Source organism: Pseudomonas sp. HMSC067G02 (assembly GCF_001813485.1).
In the GTDB taxonomy this organism is placed as follows: domain Bacteria; phylum Pseudomonadota; class Gammaproteobacteria; order Pseudomonadales; family Pseudomonadaceae; genus Pseudomonas; species Pseudomonas aeruginosa.
In genome coordinates, this window is record NZ_KV812688.1 from 88,168 (window position 1) to 107,648 (window position 19,481).

Below are 19,481 nucleotides of genomic sequence, written 5' to 3' on the forward strand. Positions count from 1 at the left end.
ATGTTCACCGGGATCAGGCCTTCCTTGATCTCCGAGCCGGGCCGGCGGAAGGCGGTGACGTCGATCGGGTTGATGGCGCTGATGCCGTTCTGGATGAAGGTGCTCTCGCCCCAGTTCACCACCTGCTTGCCCAGGCGCACGCTGCCCGGCAGATCGCCGATGGCATAGTTGTGGTAGATGAAGGCGTCGAGCAGTTCGGCGCCGGAGGACTTGGCCAGGGTCTTGCGGCCGCTGTCGTCGATGTCCTTGAACTCGCGGTGCTCGTCCTTCAGTTCGAAGTCGTACCAGTACTTGCCGCGCAGGAACACACCGGTATCGCCGTACTTCAGCTCGAGGTCATGGATGCCCTTGAAGACCTTCGAGAACGTTTCCCCACGCTTGAAGTTCAAGTGGCTGTCGTCGGAGGTCTGGGAAAGTCCCTTGCCGCCGTTGTTCACACCGATCAGGTTCTTGTTCGGCTTGGCGGTCGACCAGCTGGCCCCGACCGACAACGCCGAGTCGAAGGAACCTTCGATTTCCCCGATGTTGAAGGTCACCCCAAAGGCCGGAGCCGCCAGCGAGGAAGCCAGGCTGACGGCCAACGGCAACCGGGCCCGACGCGAGAACGGATTACGGGTTGTCATCGACGCTACTCCATGTGTGTTTTTTGTTATGAGTGCGTGGACTATAGCTAGCGCTGCCTGCCGCTTGATCCCTCGAAAGTGTGATTTGCGCGGCGCAACCACTCTGGCTCGCGCCTTTGCGGCGGATGGAGAATGACCGGGCGGTCGCGAAAACGCGGAGACCAAGCGTTTGCTTGGCCTCCGGGCGTTTCAGCGGTGTAGGAAAGCCCCGTCAGACGGTCGACAGGAAGGCGCTGCCGGCTTCCTGCCACTGGGCGATCTCGATACGGATGCGCTTCTTGTCCAGCTTGCCGACGCTGGTCTTGGGAATATCGGTAACAACCGCGATCTGCGAGGGGATCGCCCACTTGTTGATGTTGCCCTGCTCGACGAAAGGCTTGAGGTGCTCCTTCAGGCCACGGGCGTCCAGTTGCTGGCCCTCGCGCACCACCAGCAGGGCGAACGGGCGCTCGCCCCATTGCGGATCGGGCACCCCGACCACCGCCACTTCGCGTACCGCCGGATGGCGGCTGATCAGGTCTTCCAGCTCCAGGGAGGACAGCCACTCGCCGCCGGTCTTGATCACGTCCTTGATGCGGTCGCGGATCTCGATGAAGCCCATGCCGTCCAGGGTCGCCACGTCGCCGGTATGCATCCAGCCGCCGCGCCACAACTCCTCGCCGCGCTCGGGTTCGCGGAAATACCCCTGGGTCAGCCATGGCGAGCGCAACACCAGCTCGCCCTGGGACTCGCCGTCGGCCGGGAGGAAGCGGCCCTGTTCGTCCATGATCGCCGCATCCACCAGCGGCACCGGCACGCCGGCCTTGATCCGGTAGGTGGTGCGCTCGTCCTCGCTTCCGGCCAGCAGTTCGTCGTTGAGGTAGGCGCAGGAAATCAGCGGACAGGTCTCCGACATGCCGTAGGCGGCGGTCAGCTGGATGCCGCGCGCCTTGGCCGCCTCGTAGAGCGAGCGGTTCAGCGCGCTCCCGCCGATGATCACCTTCCAGCCCTTGAAGTCCACGCCCTGGGCAGCCCTGGCGTTCATCACCATCTGCAGGATGGTCGGCACGCAGTGGGAGAAGGTGACCTTCTCGCGCTTCCACAGTTCGACCAGCAGTTCCGGATCGTAACGCCCGGGATAGACCTGCTTGACCCCGAGCATGGTCGCCACGTACGGAGTGCCCCAGGCGTGGACATGGAACATCGGGGTGATCGGCATGTACACGTCGCTGGTACCGAGCAGGCGGATGCTGTCCAGGCTGCCGATGGTCGAAGCCATCGCCAGGGTGTGCAGGACCAGTTGCCGGTGGCTGAAATACACACCTTTCGGATTGCCGGTGGTGCCGGTGGTGTAGAAGGTGGTGGCGATGGAGTTCTCGTCGAAATCGGGGAAGTCGTAGCGCGGGCTGGCCGCGGCCAGCAGCGACTCGTATTCGCCGACCAGGCCGGGCAGTTCCGCGCTCTTCTCCGCGCCATCGGTGAGCAGGATGGTCCGCTCCACCGTGGCCAGCTGCCCCGCCACCGCCTGGTAGAGCGGGACGAACTCGCTGTTCACCAGCACGAAGCGATCCTCGGCGTGGTTCATGGTGTAGAGGATCTGCTCCGGGGAGAGGCGGATATTGATGGTATGCAGCACCGCCCCGATCATCGGGATGGCGAACATGCATTCCAGGTAGCGATGGCTGTCCCAGTCCATCACCGCCACCGTGTCGCCGGCCTTCACCCCGGCCTCGCTGAGTACGTTGGCCAGGCGCGCGACGCGCTCGTTGAAGGTGGCGTAGCTGTAGCGCACCTGGTCGCGGTAGACGATTTCATGACTCTTTTCGTAACGACGGCCGGAAAGCATCAGGCTCTTGATCAGCAACGGATACTGATAAGCGCCGGCGGCGGCCGGGATGAGACGGGTCTTCAGCATGGGGCGTACACCTGGGAGCGGGTTCGTTGTCAGGATGAGGCCGACTCTAGAGCCGTCGGCGGGCTTTGTTCATCAGTCAAAAGAGTGATTTGCCCCGTGACCTTTCGGAGCCTCCTGGTCACAAGATAGAATCCGCCCACTGAATCGTTCAGACCCTATCCAGAACAAGAGGTAACGTTCCATGTCCGATATCGTCATCGTCGCCGGCGCCCGTACTCCCATGGGCGGCTTCCAGGGCAGCCTGGCCGGCGTTTCCGCGGTCGACCTGGGTGCCGTCGCGATCCGCGAAGCGGTGCAGCGCGCCGGCATCGCCGCCGAGGACGTACAGGAAGTGATCATGGGTTGCGTCCTGCCCGCCGGCCTGAAGCAGGGCCCGGCCCGCCAGGCCGCGCTGGCGGCCGGCCTGCCCGCCGCCACCGGCTGCACCACCATCAACAAGCTGTGCGGCTCCGGGATGAAGGCGGTGATGCTGGCCCACGACCTGCTCAAGGCTGGCACCAACCAGGTGATGGTCGCCGGTGGCATGGAAAGCATGTCCAACGCGCCCTATGTCCTGGAGAAAGCCCGCAGCGGCCTGCGCATGGGCCACGGCGAGATCAAGGACCACATGTTCCTCGACGGCCTTGAGGACGCCCGCACCGGCCGTTTGATGGGTTCGTTCGCCCAGGAGACCGCCGACAAGTACGGCGTGACCCGCGAGGAGATGGACGCCTATGCCATCGAATCGCTCAAGCGCGCCCAGGCCGCCATCGCCGATGGCTCGCTGGCGGCGGAAATCGTCCCGGTCACCGTCACCAGCCGCAAGGGCGAGAACGTGGTGAAGGACGACGAGCAACCGCTGACCGCCAACCTGGAGAAGATCCCCAGCCTCAAGCCGGCGTTCCGCAAGGACGGCACCATCACCGCCGCCAATGCCAGCTCGATCTCCGACGGCGCCTCCGCGCTGGTCCTGATGACCGCCGAGGAAGCCCAGCGCCGTGGCCTGAAGCCGCTGGCGCGAATCGTCGGCCATGCCACCCAGAGCCAGGACCCGAGCGAGTTCACCCTGGCGCCGATCGGCGCGATGACCAACCTGTTCGCCAGGACCGGCTGGAACAAGGACGACGTCGACCTGTTCGAGATCAACGAAGCCTTCGCCATGGTCACCATGCTCGCCATGCGCGAACACGGCCTCGATCATGCCAAGGTCAATGTCTATGGCGGCGCCTGCGCCCAGGGCCATCCGGTCGGCTCCACCGGCTCGCGGATCATCCTCACCCTGATCAACGCCCTGCGCCAGAAAGGCGGCAAGCGCGGCGTCGCCTCGCTGTGCATCGGCGGCGGCGAAGCCACCGCCGTGGCGCTCGAACTGCTCTGATACGGCGTTGAGCCATCGACGCCCGGCCGGCTCGTGCTGTCCGGGCGCCCTCTTCCTCAGGCGCCCACCGCGGCGCTGCGCGCCGGACGCGGAAACACCAGCGCCGCGGCGAAGGTCAGCGCGGCGAAGCCCGCCAGTACCAGGTACAACCCCAGCAGCCCCTGCCGTGGCTCCAGGTAGGCGATCATCGGGATCGCCGCCGCGCTGGCACCGAACGACAGGAAATAGCGCAGGGCGAAGACCCGCGCCTGCCACTGCGGCGCGACGAAGTGGGCGACCATCGCGTCGTTCACCGTCACCTGGCCGAACACCGCGAACATGAACAGCGCGCCGAACAGCACCACCGCGCTGCCGTGGCCGTAGGCCAGGGCCAGCAGCAGCGGCACCTGGCAGAAGGTGAGGAAGACGAACGGCAACTTCAGGTTCAGGCGATCGATCAGGCGGCCCATGATCAGTTGCGCCACCGCGCCGAAGGCATAGGCCAGGCTGACCACCACGCCAAGGGTCTGCGGCGACGCCAGCAAGTCGCTCAGGCGCTCCTGGAACAGCTTCGGGTAGGTCACGGTGCTGGCGTTGAACACCACCCCGCCGGTGGCGGTGACCAGCGCCAGCACGCCGAACACCCGGCGCATCGACAGACCCTCGCTGTCCTCGCCACGCGCCGCGGCCTTGGCCGACAGGTGCGGCGATGGCTCCTCGCGCACGCAGAAGAAAAAGCCGATGCCGAGCAGGATGGCCACCCCGCCGGGCAGGATGAACGCCGCACGCCAGCCGAAGTGCGCGGTGAGAAAGCCGGTAAGCAGCGCGGCGAAGGCGACCCCGAGGTTACCCCACATGCCGTTGATGCCGATCTCGCGGCCGCGGTTCTCCGCGTGTGCCACCAGCATCGCGGTGCCGACCGGGTGGTAGATCGCGGCGAACACCCCGATCAGGGTCAGCCCGGTCACCAGCATCGGTACGCTGCCGGCCAGCCCGGTGAGCAGCGCGGCGGCGCCGATGCCGAAGAAGAACAGCAGCATCATCCGCCGCCGGCTCCAGGTATCGCCCAGCCAGCCGGCCGGCAGCGAACAGGCGCCGAAGGCGATGAAACCGCCCAGCGACAGGCCGATCAGACCGGCGTAGTCGAGGTCGAAGCTGCCGGCCATGCCGAGCACGGCGGCGGGGAAGATCAGCATGAACATATGGTCGATGACATGCGCGGCGTTGATGAAGCGGATAACGGTTCGAGGTCGGTTCATGGCGTGCGGTCTGAATGGTCGGTGAGGAATGGGCGTCATGACCCGGGCATGATAGGTTGACCGAAAAGCGCAGACAGGACAGCGAGGTCATCGAAACGGACATGCTGATCGAGCACCGCCCGGACGGCCTGCTGGCCGCCATCTCCCTCGACTTCCCCGACGGCCATCACCTGGGGCGGCATTTCCACCCGCAGGCGCAGTTCCTCTACGCCGCTCGCGGCCTGATGCGCCTGGCCACCCACCACGGCGCCTGGGTGATCCCGCCGACCCGCGCGGTATGGATTCCGCCCCGGGTGGAGCACGAGATATTCATGTCCGGCGAGGTGCACATGCGCACCCTGTTCATCGAGCAACCCGAAACACCGACACCGCTAAACGACTGTTGCGTACTGGCGGTGACGCCGCTGCTGCGGGAAATGATCCTGCGCGCCATCCACCTCGAGAGCCAGCCGCGCCTGGACGACTTCCGCCAGCGCCTGCAAGAGCTGATCCTCAGCGAGATCGCCAACCTCGAACGGATGCCGCTGTACCTGCCGATGCCCCGCGACCGCCGTTTGCAGGCGATCTGCCAGGCATTGCTGAAACAGCCGGAACTGGGGCTGACCCTCGATGACTGGGGCCTGCGGGTCGGCGCCAGCTCGCGCACCTTGGCGCGGCTGTTCGCCCAGGAATTGCAGATGAGCTTCCATGAGTGGCGCCAGCAACTGCGCCTGACCGAAGCCCTGCCGCGCCTGCTGGCCGGCGACAGCGTGCAGGTGGTCGCCCGCGACCTCGGCTACGGCAGTACGCGGGCCTTCAGCAGCATGTTCCGCCGCCTGCTCGGCGAAACCCCGCGCGACTACCTGGGGCGACTGGAGCAACTGGCACGGGTCAGGGGCCGCGAGGACTGATGCCCCACGGCGCAACGCCAAGCAATGGCGGATCGGCGGATAACGCCTGCGGCGTCATTCGCCCTACCAAGGCGCCGCTAGGGCGCATCCGCCGCCAAGGCTCCCGCAGCGCGGTTATCCGCCGAACCGGCCTGGATGGTGCAAGGCGGGAACGCGAGGATTGACGCCCTACGGCGCAACACCAAGCACTGGCGGATCGGCGGACAAAAAGAAGCCCTCCAGCGGAGGGCTCTCGGAAAAGGGCGCCGGAGCGCCCGGATGGGATCGTCGATCAGTGCGGGACGCCCAGCCCCGCCGCGCTCATGAACAGGCGCATCAGCCAGGCGGCGACGCCCAGGGCCAGCACGCTGGCGGTCCAGATACCCGCCAGCCAGGCCAGGCGTCGCCAGAGCGGTGGCTTGGCCGCGCTATCTCGTTCGGGATGACTCGGCGTACGGACCATATGCGGCGCCTCCTCAGTGATAGCCATCGCCGTGCTTCACCTTGCCGCGGAACACGTAGTAGCTCCAGGCGGTGTAGCCGAGGATGAAGGGAATGATGAACAGCGCGCCGACCAGCATGAAGCCCTGGCTCTGCGGCGGCGCCGAGGCCTCCCAGATGCTCACCGCCGGCGGGATGATGTTCGGCCACAGGCTGATCCCCAGGCCGCTGTAGCCGAGGAAGATCAACACCAGGGTGAGCACGAACGGCTTCACGTGGTCGTTGTTGGCCACCGAGCGCAGCAGCGCATAGAAGGTCACCAGGACCAGGATCGGCACCGGCAGGAACCAGAACAGGTTCGGCAGGCTGAACCAGCGTGCGGCGATCTCGGCATGGGCCAGCGGCGTCCACAGGCTGACCACCCCGATGATCGCCAGCAGCACCAGCGCCAGCGGGCGCGCCAGGTCGTGCATGCGCTCCTGCAGGCGGCCTTCGGTCTTCATGATCAGCCAGGTGCAGCCGAGCAGGGTGTAGGCGACGATCAGGGCCAGGCCGCAGAACAGCGGGAACGGCGCGATCCAGTCCAGCGAACCGCCGGCGAAGCTGCGGTTCTCCACCGGGATGCCTTCGATGAAGGCGCCCAGCGCCACGCCCTGGAAGAAGGTCGCCACCAGCGAACCGCCGATGAACGCCTTGTCCCAGATGTGCTGCTTGGCCGGCTTGGCCTTGAAGCGGAACTCGAAGGCGACGCCGCGGAAGATCAGCCCGACGAGCATGAAGATCAACGGCAGGTAGAGCGCCGACAGGACCACCGCGTAGGCCAGCGGGAAGGCCCCGAACAGCGCCGCGCCACCCAGCACCAGCCAGGTCTCGTTGCCGTCCCAGACTGGCGCCACGGTGTTCATCATCACATCGCGGTCGCCGCTGTCCTTGAAGAACGGATAGAGCATGCCGATGCCCAGGTCGAAGCCGTCCATCACCACGTACATCATGATGCCGAAGATGATGATGACCGCCCAGATGAGGGGAAGATCGATACCCATGTCTCAGTTCCTCTTGTCCTGGTCGCGGTCGGCCGCTTGCGCGTGGCCGTCGTGCTCTTCGTCGAAACCTTCGCCGGCGGCCGACAACGGCCGCGCCGGCGTGCGCTTCTGCCCGGCGCCTCCCGGGTTGGTCTCGCGTCCCTCATGGGTGACCGGGCCCTTGCGCACCAGGCGCATCATGTAGCCGATGCCGACGCCGAACAGCGAGAAGTACACCACCACGAAGGTCAGCAGGGTCAGGCTCATCTGCGTCACGCTCTGCGCCGAGGAGGCGTCGGCGGTGCGCATCAGCCCGTAGACCACCCAGGGCTGGCGGCCCATCTCGGTGGTGAACCAGCCGGCGAGGATCGCGATCAGGCCGGACGGTCCCATCAGCAGGGTCAGGCGCAGGAAGGCCTTCGAGTTGAACAGCTTGTCCTGGCCGCGCCAGCGCAGCCACAGGCTCCAGACGCCGACCAGGATCATCAGCATGCCGAGGCCGGCCATGATCCGGAACGACCAGAACACCACGGTGGAGTTCGGCCGGTCTTCCGGCGGGAAGTCCTTCAGCGCCGGGATCGGCTCGGTCAGGCTGTGCTTGAGGATCAGGCTGCCGAGCACCGGGATCTCCACCTTGAAGCGGGTTTCCTCGCGCTGCATGTCCGGCCAGCCGAACAGGATCAGCGGGGTCGGCTCGCCGCTGCTGTTGTCCCAGTGGCCTTCCATCGCGGCGATCTTCGCCGGCTGGTGCTCCAGGGTATTGAGGCCATGGGCGTCGCCGATCAGCGCCTGTACCGGGGCGACGATCAGCGCCATCCACATGGCCATCGAGAGCATCTTGCGGATCGCCGGGTTGTCGCGCCCGCGCAGCAGGTGCCAGGCGGCCGAGGCGCCGACGAAGAAGGCGGTGGCGAGGAACGCGGCGACCGACATGTGCAGCAGGCGGTAGGGGAACGACGGGTTGAAGATCACCGCCACCCAGTCCACCGGGATCACCCGGCCGTCGACGATCTCGAAGCCCTGCGGGGTCTGCATCCAGCTGTTGGAAGCGAGGATCCAGAACGTCGAGATCAGCGTGCCGATCGCCACCATCACCGTGGCGAAGAAATGCAGGCCCGGTCCCACGCGGTTCCAGCCGAACAGCATGACGCCGAGGAAACCGGCCTCGAGGAAGAACGCGGTGAGCACCTCGTAGGTCAGCAGCGGACCGGTGATGGACCCGGCGAAGTCGGAGAAATGGCTCCAGTTGGTGCCGAACTGGTACGCCATGACCAGCCCGGACACCACGCCCATGCCGAAGTTGACCGCGAAAATCTTCGACCAGAAATGATAGAGGTCGCGGTAGACCTCTTCGTTCGTTTTCAGCCAGAGGCCTTCCAGTACGGCCAGGTAGCTGGCCAACCCGATGGTGATCGCCGGGAAGATGATGTGGAAGGACACGGTGAACGCGAACTGGATGCGGGCAAGGTCGATAGCCTCCAATCCGAACATGGCAACTCCTCTTCAGGTTCTCGGCCCTTCCGGCTTACGTGCGGATTCGGCCGTGCTTCCTCACGCGCAACGCTACGCAAGGTTTTGGAACACATCCTTCAGCTATCGTTCTTGTCATTGGAAAGCGACCGCAGCCCTGGATGGCAGGAATGCGGGAAGGGTCGCAAGCAGATTCCCGGACCACCCGCCTTGATGCAGAGCAATTCGGTACGAAAATCTTACCCGTTAGCCTAGACCGTCCTGCTGTGGTCGGTTGTCGCGAGACAAATTGCCTCAGCCCTCGCATATTCATTAATAGAATATAAAAATAAATAAATAATATTTTTATGGAATAAAAAGAGTCGCTACTCTCCCCTTCAAGCCGCCCCTCGCGTGTTGGCGCCCCTCCTTCACCGCCCTGCGCGCAGCGGCGGACATCGCCCTACAAGGATCGAAGAATGAAAAAACTGCTCCTGCTGACTGCCCTGGCCTCCGTCATCAGCGTTTCCGCCAGCGCCGCGGAAAAGCTCATCGTCGCCGCCACGCCGATCCCTCACGCGGAAATCCTCGAACTCATCAAGCCGACCCTGGCGAAGGAAGGCGTCGACCTCCAGATCAAGGTGTTCACCGACTACGTGCAGCCCAACGTGCAGGTCGCCGAGAAGCGTCTGGACGCCAACTACTTCCAGACCCTGCCGTACCTGGAGAACTTCAACAAAGGCAAGGGCACCAACCTGGTCACCGTGGTCGGCGTACACGTCGAACCCTTCGGTGGCTATTCGAGGAAATACAAGTCGCTGGCCGAGCTGCCCGACGGCGCCACCGTCGCCATCCCCAACGAAGGCAGCAACAGCGGGCGCGCCCTGCTGCTGTTGCAGAAGGCCGGCCTGCTCAAGCTGAAGGACCCGAACAACGCCCTGGCCACGCCCAAGGACATCGCCGAGAACCCGAAGAACCTGAAGTTCAAGGAACTCGAATCGGCCCTGTTGCCGCGCGTGCTGGACCAGGTCGACCTGGACCTTATCAACACCAACTACGCGCTGGAGGCCAAGCTCAACCCGGCCAAGGACGCGCTGGTCCTGGAAGACCGCGACTCGCCCTATGTGAACTACCTGGTGGCACGTCCGGACAACAAGGACAGCGACGCCCTGAAGAAGCTTTCCGCCGCGCTGACCAGCCCGGAAGTGAAAGCCTTCATCGAGAAGAAATATGCCGGCGCGGTGGTCCCGGCCTTCTGACCCCAGCCCGTCCCGACTCCCACGCTGGGCGCCGTTGCAGCGCCCCTTGTTCACGCCGGTGTCGCATGGCTTGCACCGGCGTTTCTTTTTCCGCAACGGCCCCCGCCCGCAGCCGTCCCGGTCCGTCGTCGCGGCGCAGGCGCTGGAGGCGCCCCGTGCCGTCAAGGAGTTACCCATGAGCGAGAAACCACGCCCCGCGCCGTTGACCTTCCCCGACGCCGACCGCAGTCCGCTGAGCATCCGCGCCAAGGCCCTGGTGTTCTTCGACCCACGCTCGCACCGGGTCCGCGAAGAACTCGAGCGCCTCGCGCCGCAGGGCCAGCCGGTGCTGATCGAAGGCGAGACCGGCACCGGCAAGGAGCTGCTCGCCCGGCAGATCCACCGCCACAGCGAACGCGCCGGTCTGTTCGTCGCGGTCAGTTGCAGCGCCCTCAGTCGCAACCACGCCGAAGCCGAGCTGTTCGGCTACGCCCCCGGCGCCCACAACGGCCCGGTCGGCAGCCGCGCCGGCTGGTTCGGTTCGGCCAATGGCGGCACCCTGTACCTGGACGAGATCGGCGACCTGCCGCTGACGTTGCAGGCCAGGCTGCTACAGACGCTGGAGGAACGCGAGGTGCTGCGGGTCGGCGCGCAGCAGCCGATTCCCCATGACGTGCGCCTGGTCACCGCCACCAGCGTCGACCTGGACCAGGCGGTGCGCGCCGGCAAGTTCCTGGCCGGCCTGCAGCAGTACCTGCACGACGGCCGCCTGAGCCTGCCGCCATTGCGCGAACGTCCGGGAGACATCCTGCCGCTGGCGGAATACTTCGTCGGTGTCTATGCCCAGCGCCTGGACCTGCCGGTGCCGGCCATCGGCGTGGAGACCCAGCGGATCCTCGAGAGCTATCCCTGGCCAGGCAACATCCGCGAACTGGAAAACGTCGTCCACTTCGCCCTGCTGGTCAGCGACAAGGAAGAAATCCTGCCGCAGCATCTGAATTTTGGCGGGGCAACGCCAGACCCATCGCTGGCCGGTCTGCGGCGCCTGCTCGGCCAAGCCGGAGCGCCGTCGCTGGAGCAGGTACAGGCCCTGCTCCTGCAACTGGCCACCGAGCAGGCAGGCGGCGACGAGGAGGCGGGAAGGCGGCGCCTGGGACTGGCGGCGAACTGAAGGAATCCTTCGGCGAACGTGCGGGAAAAGCGCGGCGCCGAAGGCTCCCATACGTCCGAAGGATTGGCTCCCGGGCCCTTGATCGTGTTTATATTGAACGCTTGATCAAATTAAGGACGAGGAGACCAGCCTGTTTTGACTGACGCACAATCGCCCTCCGCCACCCCCTCCACCCCCACGCCCATCCGCATGAATCCCCCGGTGTTCTACGGTGCGGCGATCCTGATCCTGCTGTTCGCCGCGGTGGTCATCGGCTTCCCCCAGCGCGCCGGCGAATGGCTGCTGGCCGCACAGACCTGGGCCTCGCAGACCGTCGGTTGGTACTACCTGCTGGCGATGACGCTGTACCTGATCTTCGTGGTGGTCACCGCGCTTTCCGGCTACGGCAAGATCAAGCTCGGTGCCGACCACGACGAGCCGGAATTCAGCTACCTGTCCTGGGCCGGCATGCTGTTCGCCGCCGGCATCAGCATCACCCTGTTCTTCTTCTGCGTATCCGAGCCGTTGACCCACTTCCTCCAGCCGCCGCAAGGCGAGGCCGGTACCCAGGAAGCCGCGCGGCAGGCCATGGAACTGCTGTTCCTGCACTGGGGCCTGCACGGCTGGGGCGTGTTCGCCCTGGTGGCGATGGCCCTGGCCTACTTCGCCTACCGCCACAACCTGCCACTGGCCCTGCGCTCGGCGCTCTACCCGTTGATCGGCAAGCGCATCAACGGGCCGATCGGCTACACGGTGGACTGCTTCGGCATCATCGCCACGGTGTTCGGCCTCGGCGCCGACATGGGCTTCGGCGTGCTCCAGCTCAACTCCGGGCTGGACTACCTGTACGCCATCCCGCATACCCACCCGGTGCAGATGGCGCTCATCGTGCTGATGATGGGCGCGGCGATCTCGGTGGCGGTCTCCGGGGTCGACAAGGGCATCCGCATCCTCTCCGACATCAACATGCTGCTGGCCTGCAGCCTGCTGCTGTTCGTGCTGTTCGCCGGTCCGACCCAGCACCTGCTCAACACCCTGGTGCAGAACGTCGGCGACTACCTCGGCCACCTGCCGGGCAAGAGCTTCGACCTCTACGCCTACGGTGGTCCCAGCGACTGGCTGGGCTCGTGGACGGTGTTCTACTGGGCCTGGTGGATCGCCTGGGCGCCCTTCGTCGGCCTGTTCATCGCGCGCATCTCGCGCGGCCGGACGATCCGCGAATTCGTCTTCGGCGTGCTGTTCATCCCGCTCGGCTTCACCCTGGCGTGGATGTCGATCTTCGGCAACAGCGCCCTGGAGCAGGCCCTCGGCGGCGCCAGCGAACTCGGCCGGGTGGCCATCGAGCAGCCGTCGATGGCCCTCTACCAGATGCTCCAGAACTACCCCTGGAGCCGCGCGGTGATCACCGTCACTGTGCTGGTCAGCTTCGTCTTCTTCGTCACCTCGGCGGACTCCGGCACCGTGGTCCTCTCCACCCTCTCCGCCCACGGCGGCAGCGCCGACGACGACGGACCGAAGTGGCTGCGGGTGTTCTGGGGCTCGGTCACCGCGCTGGTCACCGGCGGGCTGCTGTTCGCCGGCAGCATCGACGCGCTGAAGTCGGCGGTGGTGCTGACCTCCCTGCCCTTCTCGCTGATCCTGCTATTGATGATGTGGGGCCTGCACAAGGCCTTCTACATGGAGTCGCAGCGCCAGCGGGCGCGGAGCCACTCCCTGGCGCCGCTGATGAGCGGCAACGGCAAGCGCTCCGGCGGCTGGAAGCGACGCCTGTCGCAGGCCGTGCACTTCCCCTCGCGGGACGAGGTGTACCGCTTCATGAACGACGTGGTGCGCCCGGCGATCAGCGAGGTTTCCGAGGTGTTCCGCGAGAAGGGCCTGGCGGTGGACGCCCAGCTCGACCCGGGCAACGCCTCGCTGAGCCTGGAGATCGGTCATGGCGAGCAGCATCGGTTCCTCTACCAGGTGCTGATGCGCGGCTACTTCACGCCGTCCTTCGCGCGTGCCGGCATGGGCGGCCTGCACCTGAAGAACCGCCGCTACTTCCGTGCCGAGGTGCATCTCGCCGAGGGTAGCCAGGACTACGACCTGATGGGCTACACCAAGGAGCAGATCATCAACGACATGCTCGACCAGTACGAGCGGCACCTGCAGTTCCTGCACCTGGTGCGTTGAGTGCAGGAAAAGGGGGCGCGCAGGGCGCCCCTTCCCTCATCCTCCGTCCCTGACCGCAGGGAATGACGCTAGCGGCAACATCCCATCCCCGTGCAGCCGCGAATCCCTCAGCGCGCCAGCACTCGCCGGTAGAACAGCACGCAGATCGCGACGAATACCACCAGTCCCAGCCATTGGGCGATGCCCGCGAAACCGGCGCCGGCCAGCGCCAGCGGCGCGTCCTCGCCGGTGGCGCCGATCACCCCGGCGAGCAGGATGCCCATCAGGCTCTCGCCGACGATCAGCCCCGAGGCCAGCAGCACGCCGCGTCGCTTCGGCTCTTCGGCATAGGTCTCTTCGTCGACCCCGGCTCCCGCCGCGCGCTTCTTCAGGGCATTTTCCAGCAGCCAGGAAATCAGCGCGCCGACCACCAGGGTCATGCCGATGGTCGGCGGCAGGTAGATCCCCAGGCCCACCGCCAGCACCGGCAGGCAGGCCTTGCCGGTACGGCGCAGGAGCAGGTCGACGAGGATCAGGGCGATGCCCAGGGCGACGCCGATGAGGATCATGTTCCAGTTCAGCGCGTCGTGGAAAATCCCGCTGGCGATCGCCGTCATCAGGGTCGCCTGCGGCGCGGCCAGGGCCTGGCCGGGGTCCATTCCCTCGCGCGGCAGGGCCCCGGTGAAGCCGTAGGCGCTGTAGAGCAGTTCCAGTACCGGCGGGATCACCAGCGCGCCGACGATGCAGCCGACGATCAGCGCGACCTGCTGGCGCCAGGGCGTGGCGCCGACCAGGTAGCCGGTCTTGAGGTCCTGCAGGTTGTCGTTGGAGATCGCCGCGATGGCCAGCACCACCGAGGTGGTGAACAGCGCCAGGGCGATCGCCAGCTTGCCGTTCTGGCGGTCCAGCAGGCCGCCCTCGATGCTGCCGAAGCCGAGGATCAGCAACGACACCAGGATGACCGCGATGATCCCGATCCCCGAGATCGGACTGCTCGACGAACCGACCAGGCCGGCCATGTAGCCACAGGCGGCGGCGATCAGGAAGCCGAAGAAGAAGGCGAACACCACGCATACCGCCACCAGGCTCCAGAACTGCGGGCCGGCCATGTCCGGCGCGGCGGCACCGAGGAAGTGGCTGAAGACCACGAACAGCGAGACCAGCAGTATCCCGGCGATCAGCAGGATCCACTTGGCCGGCATGTCCAGCTCGGTGCGCAGGCTGCTCGCCTGGCTATTGCCGCGCACTGCCCCGAGGGAGGCCCAGACGCCCCGCACCATCGGCTTGAACAGGGTCGCCAGGGTCCACAGCGCGGCCACGCCGATGGTGCCGGCGCCGAGGAAGCGCACCTGCGAACTCCACAGTTGGGTGGCCAGGTCCGACAGGCTCTGGCCGTCGGCCGGCACGCTGTTGACGGTCAGCAGCGGCACCGCGACGCCCCAGGAGACCACCACGCCGATGAGGATCGCGATGCCGGCAGTGATGCCCATCAGGTAACCGGCACCAACCAGCGCCAGGGAAAAACCGGTGGACAGGCGGAACACCGCCTGCCCGGCGCTGAGCCAGACGCTGAAGCCTTCGGCGAGGACCTTGAAGCCGCTGCTCCAGAGGCTGAACAGCGCCGCCACCAGGCCGCCGCCGAGGATGTCGTACAGGCCCGGTGCGTTGCCGGTGGCGCGCGGCGCGCGGGCGTCTTCCTCGTCCTCGGCGCCGTCGCTGCCGACCCGGAGGATTTCCGCCGCCGCCACCCCTTCCGGATACGGCAGTTCGCTCTGCACCACCATCACCCGGCGCAGCGGAATGGTATAGAGCACCCCGAGAATGCCGCCGATGGAGCAGATCGCCGCGGTCTGCCAGAACGGGAAGCCACTCCAGTAGCCGATCATCAGCAGGCCGGGAAGGATGAAGATGATCGAGGACAGGGTGCCGGCCGCCGAGGCCTGGGTCTGCACCATGTTGTTCTCGAGGATGTTGGCGCCGGAGAAGTAGCGCAGGACGGCCATCGATATCACCGCCGCCGGGATCGACGAGGCGAAGGTCAGGCCGACCTTCAGCCCGAGGTAGACGTTGGAGGCGGTGAAGACCACGGTGATCAGCGCACCGAGGATCAGGCCACGCAGGGTGAGCTCTGGCAGGGTCAGCTCATCCGGAATGCGTTCTTGCATGGATGAAAACTCTCGAAACAATTGACCCGCCAAGCTTAGGCGAGAGCGGCACGCCGGGACGCGACAGCGAATGTCGCAGAGGCGACCTTTTCGAGAGCAAAAGCTGGCGGAACGGACAGTTGCCGGCGCGGGCCGCCGGAGGAAGCCCGCGCGCGGTGGCGTCAGACGGGCTTGTCGCCGAGGATGGTGGCGCGATGCATGACCCGCCGCTGTGGCCGGTAGTCGTCCACCGCGTAGTGCTGGGTCACGCGGTTGTCCCAGAACGCCACGTCGTTTTCCTGCCAGCGCCAGCGCACGGTGAATTCGGGGCGGGTGGCATGGGCGAAGAGGAACGTCAGCAGCGCGTCGCTCTCGGCCGGCGCCAGTTCGTTGATGCGGGTGGTGAAGCCGTCGCTGACGAACAGGCCCTTGCGCCCGGTGAGCGGATGGGTGCGCACCACCGGATGCGAGCGCGGCGGATTCTTCAGGCGGGCCTCCTCCAGGCGCGCCAGGTCAGCCTCGGTGACGCCGAAGCGCTCGCGGGGGAAGGACTTGCCGATGTCGTGGGTCGCCGTGAGGCCGTCCAGCAGGCGCCGCAGCGGCGCCGACAGCGCCTCGTAGGCCGCCGTGCTGCTCGCCCAGAGGGTGTCGCCGCCGTACGGCGGCAATTGCTTGGCGGCGAGCACGGCTCCCAGCGCCGGGGTCTCGAGGAAGGTCACGTCGGTGTGCCAGATGGCATTGTCGCGCACGTCGGTGACCGCGGTGTCGAGGACGATGACCTCCGGCTGCTCCGGCACGCTGGGGTAGATCGGATGGATGTGCAGGTCGCCGAAGCGGGCGGCGAAGCGCGCCTGACTCCTGGGTTCCAGCGACTGGTCGCGGAAGAACAGCACCTGGTGTTCGAGCAGGGCCTGCTCGATGGCCCGCTGGCCGGTGTCGTCCAGCGGCGCGCCGAGGTCGATGCCGGAAACGATGGCGCCCAGGGCCGGGCTGATGGGTTGGATGGTCAGGCTCATGTCGTGCTACTCGTCGGGCAGGTTGCGGGCGCGTCCTGCGCGCCCTCGCTCCGGCCTTCGCCGCGAGGGTGAAGGCCGGTTCGGGAATGACTCGGGACTCTCGCGTTCAGCCCCAGGCGGCGAAGCGCCGCTGGACCCAGCGCAGCCCCAGTTCGAAGGCCAGGGCGATGGCGGCGATCAGCAGGATGCCGACCACCACCACGTCGGTGGCGAGGAATTGCGCGGCGGACTGGACCATGAAGCCGAGGCCGCGATTGGCCGCGATCAGTTCGGCGGCGACCAGGGTCGACCAGCCGACGCCGAGGGCGATGCGCAGGCCGGTGAGGACCTCCGGCAGGGCGCTCGGCAGGATCACGTAGCGCACCACCTGCCAGCGGCTGGCCCCCAGGCAGCGCACCGCCTGCACCCGCGATCGGTCGACGCGGCGCACGCCGGCGGCGGTAGCGATGAGCAGCGGCGCGAACAGCGCCAGGTAGATCAGCAGCACCTTGCTCAGCTCGCCGATGCCGAACCAGATGACGATCAGCGGCAAGTAGGCCAGCGGCGGGATCGGCCGGTAGAACTCCACCAGCGGATCGAGGGCGGCGCCGGCCAGGGGATTGAGGCCCATCAGCACGCCCAGCGGGATCGCCGTCAGCACCGCGGCGCCGAGCGCCAGGAGCACCCGCAGCAGGCTGGTGCCGACGTGTTGCAGCAGGCTGGCATCGAGGTAGCCCTCCTGCCATAGCCGTTGCAGGGCTTCGAAGAGCTGTTCGGGCGCCGGCAGGAACAGCACGTCGACCCAGCCGAAACGGGTCGCCGCCCACCACAGCAGGGCCAGGGCCAGCACGCTGGCACCGGCGGCCCAGCGCCGACGGTCGCCGGGCAGGCGCCGCTTGCGCGGGACAGGCTTGGCGGCGGCGAGTCCGAGGGTATCAGTGGGCATGTTCGGCCTCCGCGACATCGAGGAATTCGTCCAGCAACGCCTGGCGCAAACGGCCGAACTCGGGATCGGCCTTGATCGAGCGCACCGTTTCGCCGGCGGCGTAGCGCCGCGCGAAGTCCACCGGCAGGCGCTTGACGATGCGCGCCGGCGGGCCGTCCATCACCACCAGGTCGGTAGCCAGGAACAGGGCTTCGTCGACGCTGTGGGTGATCAGGAAGAGGCCCTTGCCGGTCTGCTTCCACAGGTCCAGCAGGAGCACCTGCATGCGCTCGCGGGTCAGCGCGTCGAGCGCGCCGAACGGCTCGTCGAGCAGCAGGAAGTCCGGCTCGACCGCCAGCGCGCGTGCCAGCCCGAGGCGTTGCCGCTGGCCGCCGGAGAGCTGGGCGACGGACTGCTCGGCGTACTCCTGGAGGCCCACCAGTTGCAGGACCTGGCGCGCCCGCGCGGTGCGCTCGGCCTTGCCCAGGCCACGGATGCGCAGGCCCAGGGCGACGTTGTCGAGGGCGTTGAGCCAGGGCATCAGGGCGTCGTCCTGGAATACCACGCCGCGCTCGCCGCCAGGCCCTTCGAGTGTCCGGCCGTCGATCTGCACGCGTCCCTGGTCCGGCGTCTGGAAACCGGCGAGGATGTTCAGCAGTGTCGACTTGCCGCAGCCCGAAGGACCCAGCACCACCAGCGACTCGCCCTTGGCCAGGCCCAGGCTGAGATCGCGGAGGATGGCGCGGCGCTGGCCGCGCTGTTCGAATGAGAGGCTGATCGCCTCGGCCGTCAGACGGCTCATGTGTTCTGCCCTCCGTAGGGTAAGAAAGCCTCCGCTTCGACAGGCGGAGCGGAGGCGCGGAATTCAGCGCTGGCCGACCTGGACCTGCTCCGCCTGGCGCACGAAGTCGGCGCTGACGTAGGGCGAGTAGTCGCCGAGGACGGCCGGCACGCGCTTCTGTTCCTTGAGGAATTCGGCAGTGCCGGCGATAGCCTTGGCGGTGCCGCCGCCGAGCAGGTCGGCGGACAGTTGCGCCTGGCTTTCCGGGAAGGTCGAGCCGGCCAGCAGTTCGGGGACGTCCCTGGGATCGGCGCCGGTCAGCCGGGCGATCTTCTTCACCGGCTCGGAGTCGGCGGTCCATTCGACCTTGTGCGCGTTGTAGTCGGCGAAGGAATCGAGGCTGACGCGGGCGAAGCGGGCGACGATTTCAGGATGCTTCTCGGCGAAGTCCTTGCGCGCCACCCACACCTCGAAGGTCGGCGCACCCCACTGGCCGACTTCGGCGGCGTCGGTGAGGACCTTGCCGCTTTTCTTGATCTCGCCCAGCGCCGGCGACCAGACGAAGGCCCCGTCGATGTCGCCGCGACGCCAGGCGGCAGCGATCTCGGCCGGGTTGAGGTTGACGATCTTCACCTTGGACGGATCGATCTGCCAGTGCTTGAGGGCGCCGAGCAGGCTGTAGTGGGAGGTTGAAACGAACGGGGTAGCGATGGTCTTGCCGACCAGGTCCTCGGGTTTCCCGATCCCGCTTCCATTGCGCACCACCAGCGCCTCGGCGGCGTTGATCTGCGCGGAAACGATGAAGGCGACGATCGGCAGCTTCCGCGAGGTCGCCGCTGCCAGCGGGCTGGACCCGATGTTGCCGAGTTGCAGGTCTCCGGAGGCGAGCGCGGCGATCACTTCCGGACCGCTGTTGAAGCGGCGCCAGTCGATCTTCTCGCCGATGGCTTTCTCGTACAGGCCATCGGCCTGGGGCACCTTGGTCGGGTCGATGCCGGTCTGGTAGCCGACCGTGATGTCGGCGGCCTGGGCGGCGACGGAAAGGCTGGCAAAGGCCAGGGCTGCCACCAGGCGGTGCAGGGAATTCGGGCGTTTCATCGGGCGAACCTCGGAGGCAACGGTGCCGCGCTCCGGAGGAGAACGGACCAGGGACGGGCAATGGGTGGCGACAGCGAGTCCGGTGGTCCGGTGCGATGCAGATTAC

The 19,481-nt window shown here is 66.8% G+C and carries 16 protein-coding genes; 5 read left to right on the plus strand and 11 right to left on the minus strand.

All coding sequences use genetic code 11. The features are described 5' to 3' along the window. The coding region (locus tag HMPREF2914_RS17890) for a DUF1302 domain-containing protein (protein ID WP_049263061.1) at positions 1-623 on the minus strand (623 nt) is incomplete at its 3' end. Between the two features lie 211 nt (positions 624-834). Continuing rightward, positions 835-2,517 (minus strand): fatty acid--CoA ligase, encoded by a 1,683-nt coding sequence (locus tag HMPREF2914_RS17895; protein WP_003103012.1) that lies wholly within the window; start codon positions 2,515-2,517, stop codon positions 835-837. Between the two features lie 181 nt (positions 2,518-2,698). Between HMPREF2914_RS17895 and HMPREF2914_RS17900 the strand changes: the two genes are divergently transcribed. Continuing rightward, positions 2,699-3,874, plus strand: a complete 1,176-nt coding sequence (locus HMPREF2914_RS17900; protein WP_003110795.1) for an acetyl-CoA C-acyltransferase — start codon at positions 2,699-2,701, stop codon at positions 3,872-3,874. A 56-nt stretch (positions 3,875-3,930) separates the two neighbouring features. Here HMPREF2914_RS17900 and HMPREF2914_RS17905 read toward each other — a convergent pair whose 3' ends face one another. Then, entirely contained in the window at positions 3,931-5,112 is a 1,182-nt protein-coding gene (locus tag HMPREF2914_RS17905) for an MFS transporter (RefSeq protein ID WP_023092464.1), read from the minus strand. Positions 5,113-5,213: 101 nt separating this feature from the next. On the opposite strand from HMPREF2914_RS17905, the gene HMPREF2914_RS17910 reads away from it, so the two are divergent. After that, the gene (locus tag HMPREF2914_RS17910) at positions 5,214-6,002 is read left to right on the plus strand and encodes an AraC family transcriptional regulator (protein WP_003110797.1); all 789 of its coding nucleotides are present in this window, start codon (positions 5,214-5,216) and stop codon (positions 6,000-6,002) included. A gap of 271 nt (positions 6,003-6,273) precedes the next feature. On the opposite strand, the gene HMPREF2914_RS17915 is transcribed toward HMPREF2914_RS17910, so the two are convergent. From HMPREF2914_RS17915 to cioA, 3 genes are read right to left on the minus strand one after another with little or no spacing between them, the layout of a single operon-like run. Further along, a complete protein-coding gene (locus HMPREF2914_RS17915; RefSeq protein ID WP_003093052.1) occupies positions 6,274-6,444 on the minus strand; it encodes a DUF2474 domain-containing protein in 171 nt (56 codons plus the stop codon). A 13-nt stretch (positions 6,445-6,457) separates the two neighbouring features. Beyond that, on the minus strand, positions 6,458-7,465 hold the full coding sequence (gene cioB / locus HMPREF2914_RS17920; protein ID WP_003093053.1) for a cyanide-insensitive cytochrome bd quinol oxidase subunit II: 1,008 nt from the start codon (positions 7,463-7,465) through the stop codon (positions 6,458-6,460). Positions 7,466-7,468: 3 nt separating this feature from the next. After that, on the minus strand, positions 7,469-8,935 hold the full coding sequence (cioA, locus tag HMPREF2914_RS17925) for a cyanide-insensitive cytochrome bd quinol oxidase subunit I (protein ID WP_003093054.1): 1,467 nt from the start codon (positions 8,933-8,935) through the stop codon (positions 7,469-7,471). 437 nt (positions 8,936-9,372) lie between these two features. Here cioA and HMPREF2914_RS17930 point away from each other — a divergent pair, with 437 nt between their 5' ends. The 3 genes from HMPREF2914_RS17930 (at position 9,373) to betT (ending at position 13,453) form a co-directional block, all read left to right on the plus strand. Then, entirely contained in the window at positions 9,373-10,152 is a 780-nt protein-coding gene (locus HMPREF2914_RS17930; protein ID WP_003093057.1) for a MetQ/NlpA family ABC transporter substrate-binding protein, read from the plus strand. A gap of 175 nt (positions 10,153-10,327) precedes the next feature. Continuing rightward, positions 10,328-11,302 (plus strand): sigma 54-interacting transcriptional regulator, encoded by a 975-nt coding sequence (locus tag HMPREF2914_RS17935; RefSeq protein WP_021265241.1) that lies wholly within the window; start codon positions 10,328-10,330, stop codon positions 11,300-11,302. Between the two features lie 189 nt (positions 11,303-11,491). Continuing rightward, complete coding sequence (gene betT, locus HMPREF2914_RS17940; protein ID WP_003119234.1) at positions 11,492-13,453, plus strand: choline BCCT transporter BetT; 1,962 nt, start codon at positions 11,492-11,494, stop codon at positions 13,451-13,453. Positions 13,454-13,560: 107 nt separating this feature from the next. On the opposite strand, the gene HMPREF2914_RS17945 is transcribed toward betT, so the two are convergent. The 5 genes from HMPREF2914_RS17945 to tauA form a co-directional block, all read right to left on the minus strand. Continuing rightward, positions 13,561-15,597: an OPT family oligopeptide transporter gene (locus HMPREF2914_RS17945; RefSeq protein ID WP_023092463.1), complete on the minus strand. Its 2,037-nt coding sequence runs from the start codon at positions 15,595-15,597 to the stop codon at positions 13,561-13,563. A 161-nt stretch (positions 15,598-15,758) separates the two neighbouring features. Further along, the gene (tauD, locus tag HMPREF2914_RS17950) at positions 15,759-16,592 is read right to left on the minus strand and encodes a taurine dioxygenase (protein ID WP_023092462.1); all 834 of its coding nucleotides are present in this window, start codon (positions 16,590-16,592) and stop codon (positions 15,759-15,761) included. A gap of 106 nt (positions 16,593-16,698) precedes the next feature. Further along, entirely contained in the window at positions 16,699-17,517 is an 819-nt protein-coding gene (locus tag HMPREF2914_RS17955) for an ABC transporter permease subunit (RefSeq protein WP_003093070.1), read from the minus strand. Continuing rightward, positions 17,507-18,298: a taurine ABC transporter ATP-binding protein gene (locus HMPREF2914_RS17960; RefSeq protein WP_003093072.1), complete on the minus strand. Its 792-nt coding sequence runs from the start codon at positions 18,296-18,298 to the stop codon at positions 17,507-17,509. Before HMPREF2914_RS17960 ends, HMPREF2914_RS17955 begins: the two co-directional genes overlap by 11 nt. A gap of 63 nt (positions 18,299-18,361) precedes the next feature. Further along, complete coding sequence (tauA, locus tag HMPREF2914_RS17965; protein ID WP_023092461.1) at positions 18,362-19,375, minus strand: taurine ABC transporter substrate-binding protein; 1,014 nt, start codon at positions 19,373-19,375, stop codon at positions 18,362-18,364. Positions 19,376-19,481 lie beyond the last annotated feature (106 nt).

Coding starts and splice junctions, on each gene's coding strand:
- HMPREF2914_RS17955 (WP_003093070.1), bottom strand. CDS start 17,517: ATGCCCACTGATACCCTCGGACTCGCCGCCGCCAAGCCTGTCCCGCGC.
- HMPREF2914_RS17945 (WP_023092463.1), bottom strand. CDS start 15,597: ATGCAAGAACGCATTCCGGATGAGCTGACCCTGCCAGAGCTCACCCTG.
- HMPREF2914_RS17930 (WP_003093057.1), top strand. CDS start 9,373: ATGAAAAAACTGCTCCTGCTGACTGCCCTGGCCTCCGTCATCAGCGTT.
- tauA (WP_023092461.1), bottom strand. CDS start 19,375: ATGAAACGCCCGAATTCCCTGCACCGCCTGGTGGCAGCCCTGGCCTTT.
- betT (WP_003119234.1), top strand. CDS start 11,492: ATGAATCCCCCGGTGTTCTACGGTGCGGCGATCCTGATCCTGCTGTTC.
- HMPREF2914_RS17900 (WP_003110795.1), top strand. CDS start 2,699: ATGTCCGATATCGTCATCGTCGCCGGCGCCCGTACTCCCATGGGCGGC.
- HMPREF2914_RS17960 (WP_003093072.1), bottom strand. CDS start 18,298: ATGAGCCGTCTGACGGCCGAGGCGATCAGCCTCTCATTCGAACAGCGC.
- HMPREF2914_RS17905 (WP_023092464.1), bottom strand. CDS start 5,112: ATGAACCGACCTCGAACCGTTATCCGCTTCATCAACGCCGCGCATGTC.
- HMPREF2914_RS17910 (WP_003110797.1), top strand. CDS start 5,214: ATGCTGATCGAGCACCGCCCGGACGGCCTGCTGGCCGCCATCTCCCTC.
- tauD (WP_023092462.1), bottom strand. CDS start 16,592: ATGAGCCTGACCATCCAACCCATCAGCCCGGCCCTGGGCGCCATCGTT.
- cioB (WP_003093053.1), bottom strand. CDS start 7,465: ATGGGTATCGATCTTCCCCTCATCTGGGCGGTCATCATCATCTTCGGC.
- cioA (WP_003093054.1), bottom strand. CDS start 8,935: ATGTTCGGATTGGAGGCTATCGACCTTGCCCGCATCCAGTTCGCGTTC.
- HMPREF2914_RS17895 (WP_003103012.1), bottom strand. CDS start 2,517: ATGCTGAAGACCCGTCTCATCCCGGCCGCCGCCGGCGCTTATCAGTAT.
- HMPREF2914_RS17915 (WP_003093052.1), bottom strand. CDS start 6,444: ATGGTCCGTACGCCGAGTCATCCCGAACGAGATAGCGCGGCCAAGCCA.
- HMPREF2914_RS17935 (WP_021265241.1), top strand. CDS start 10,328: ATGAGCGAGAAACCACGCCCCGCGCCGTTGACCTTCCCCGACGCCGAC.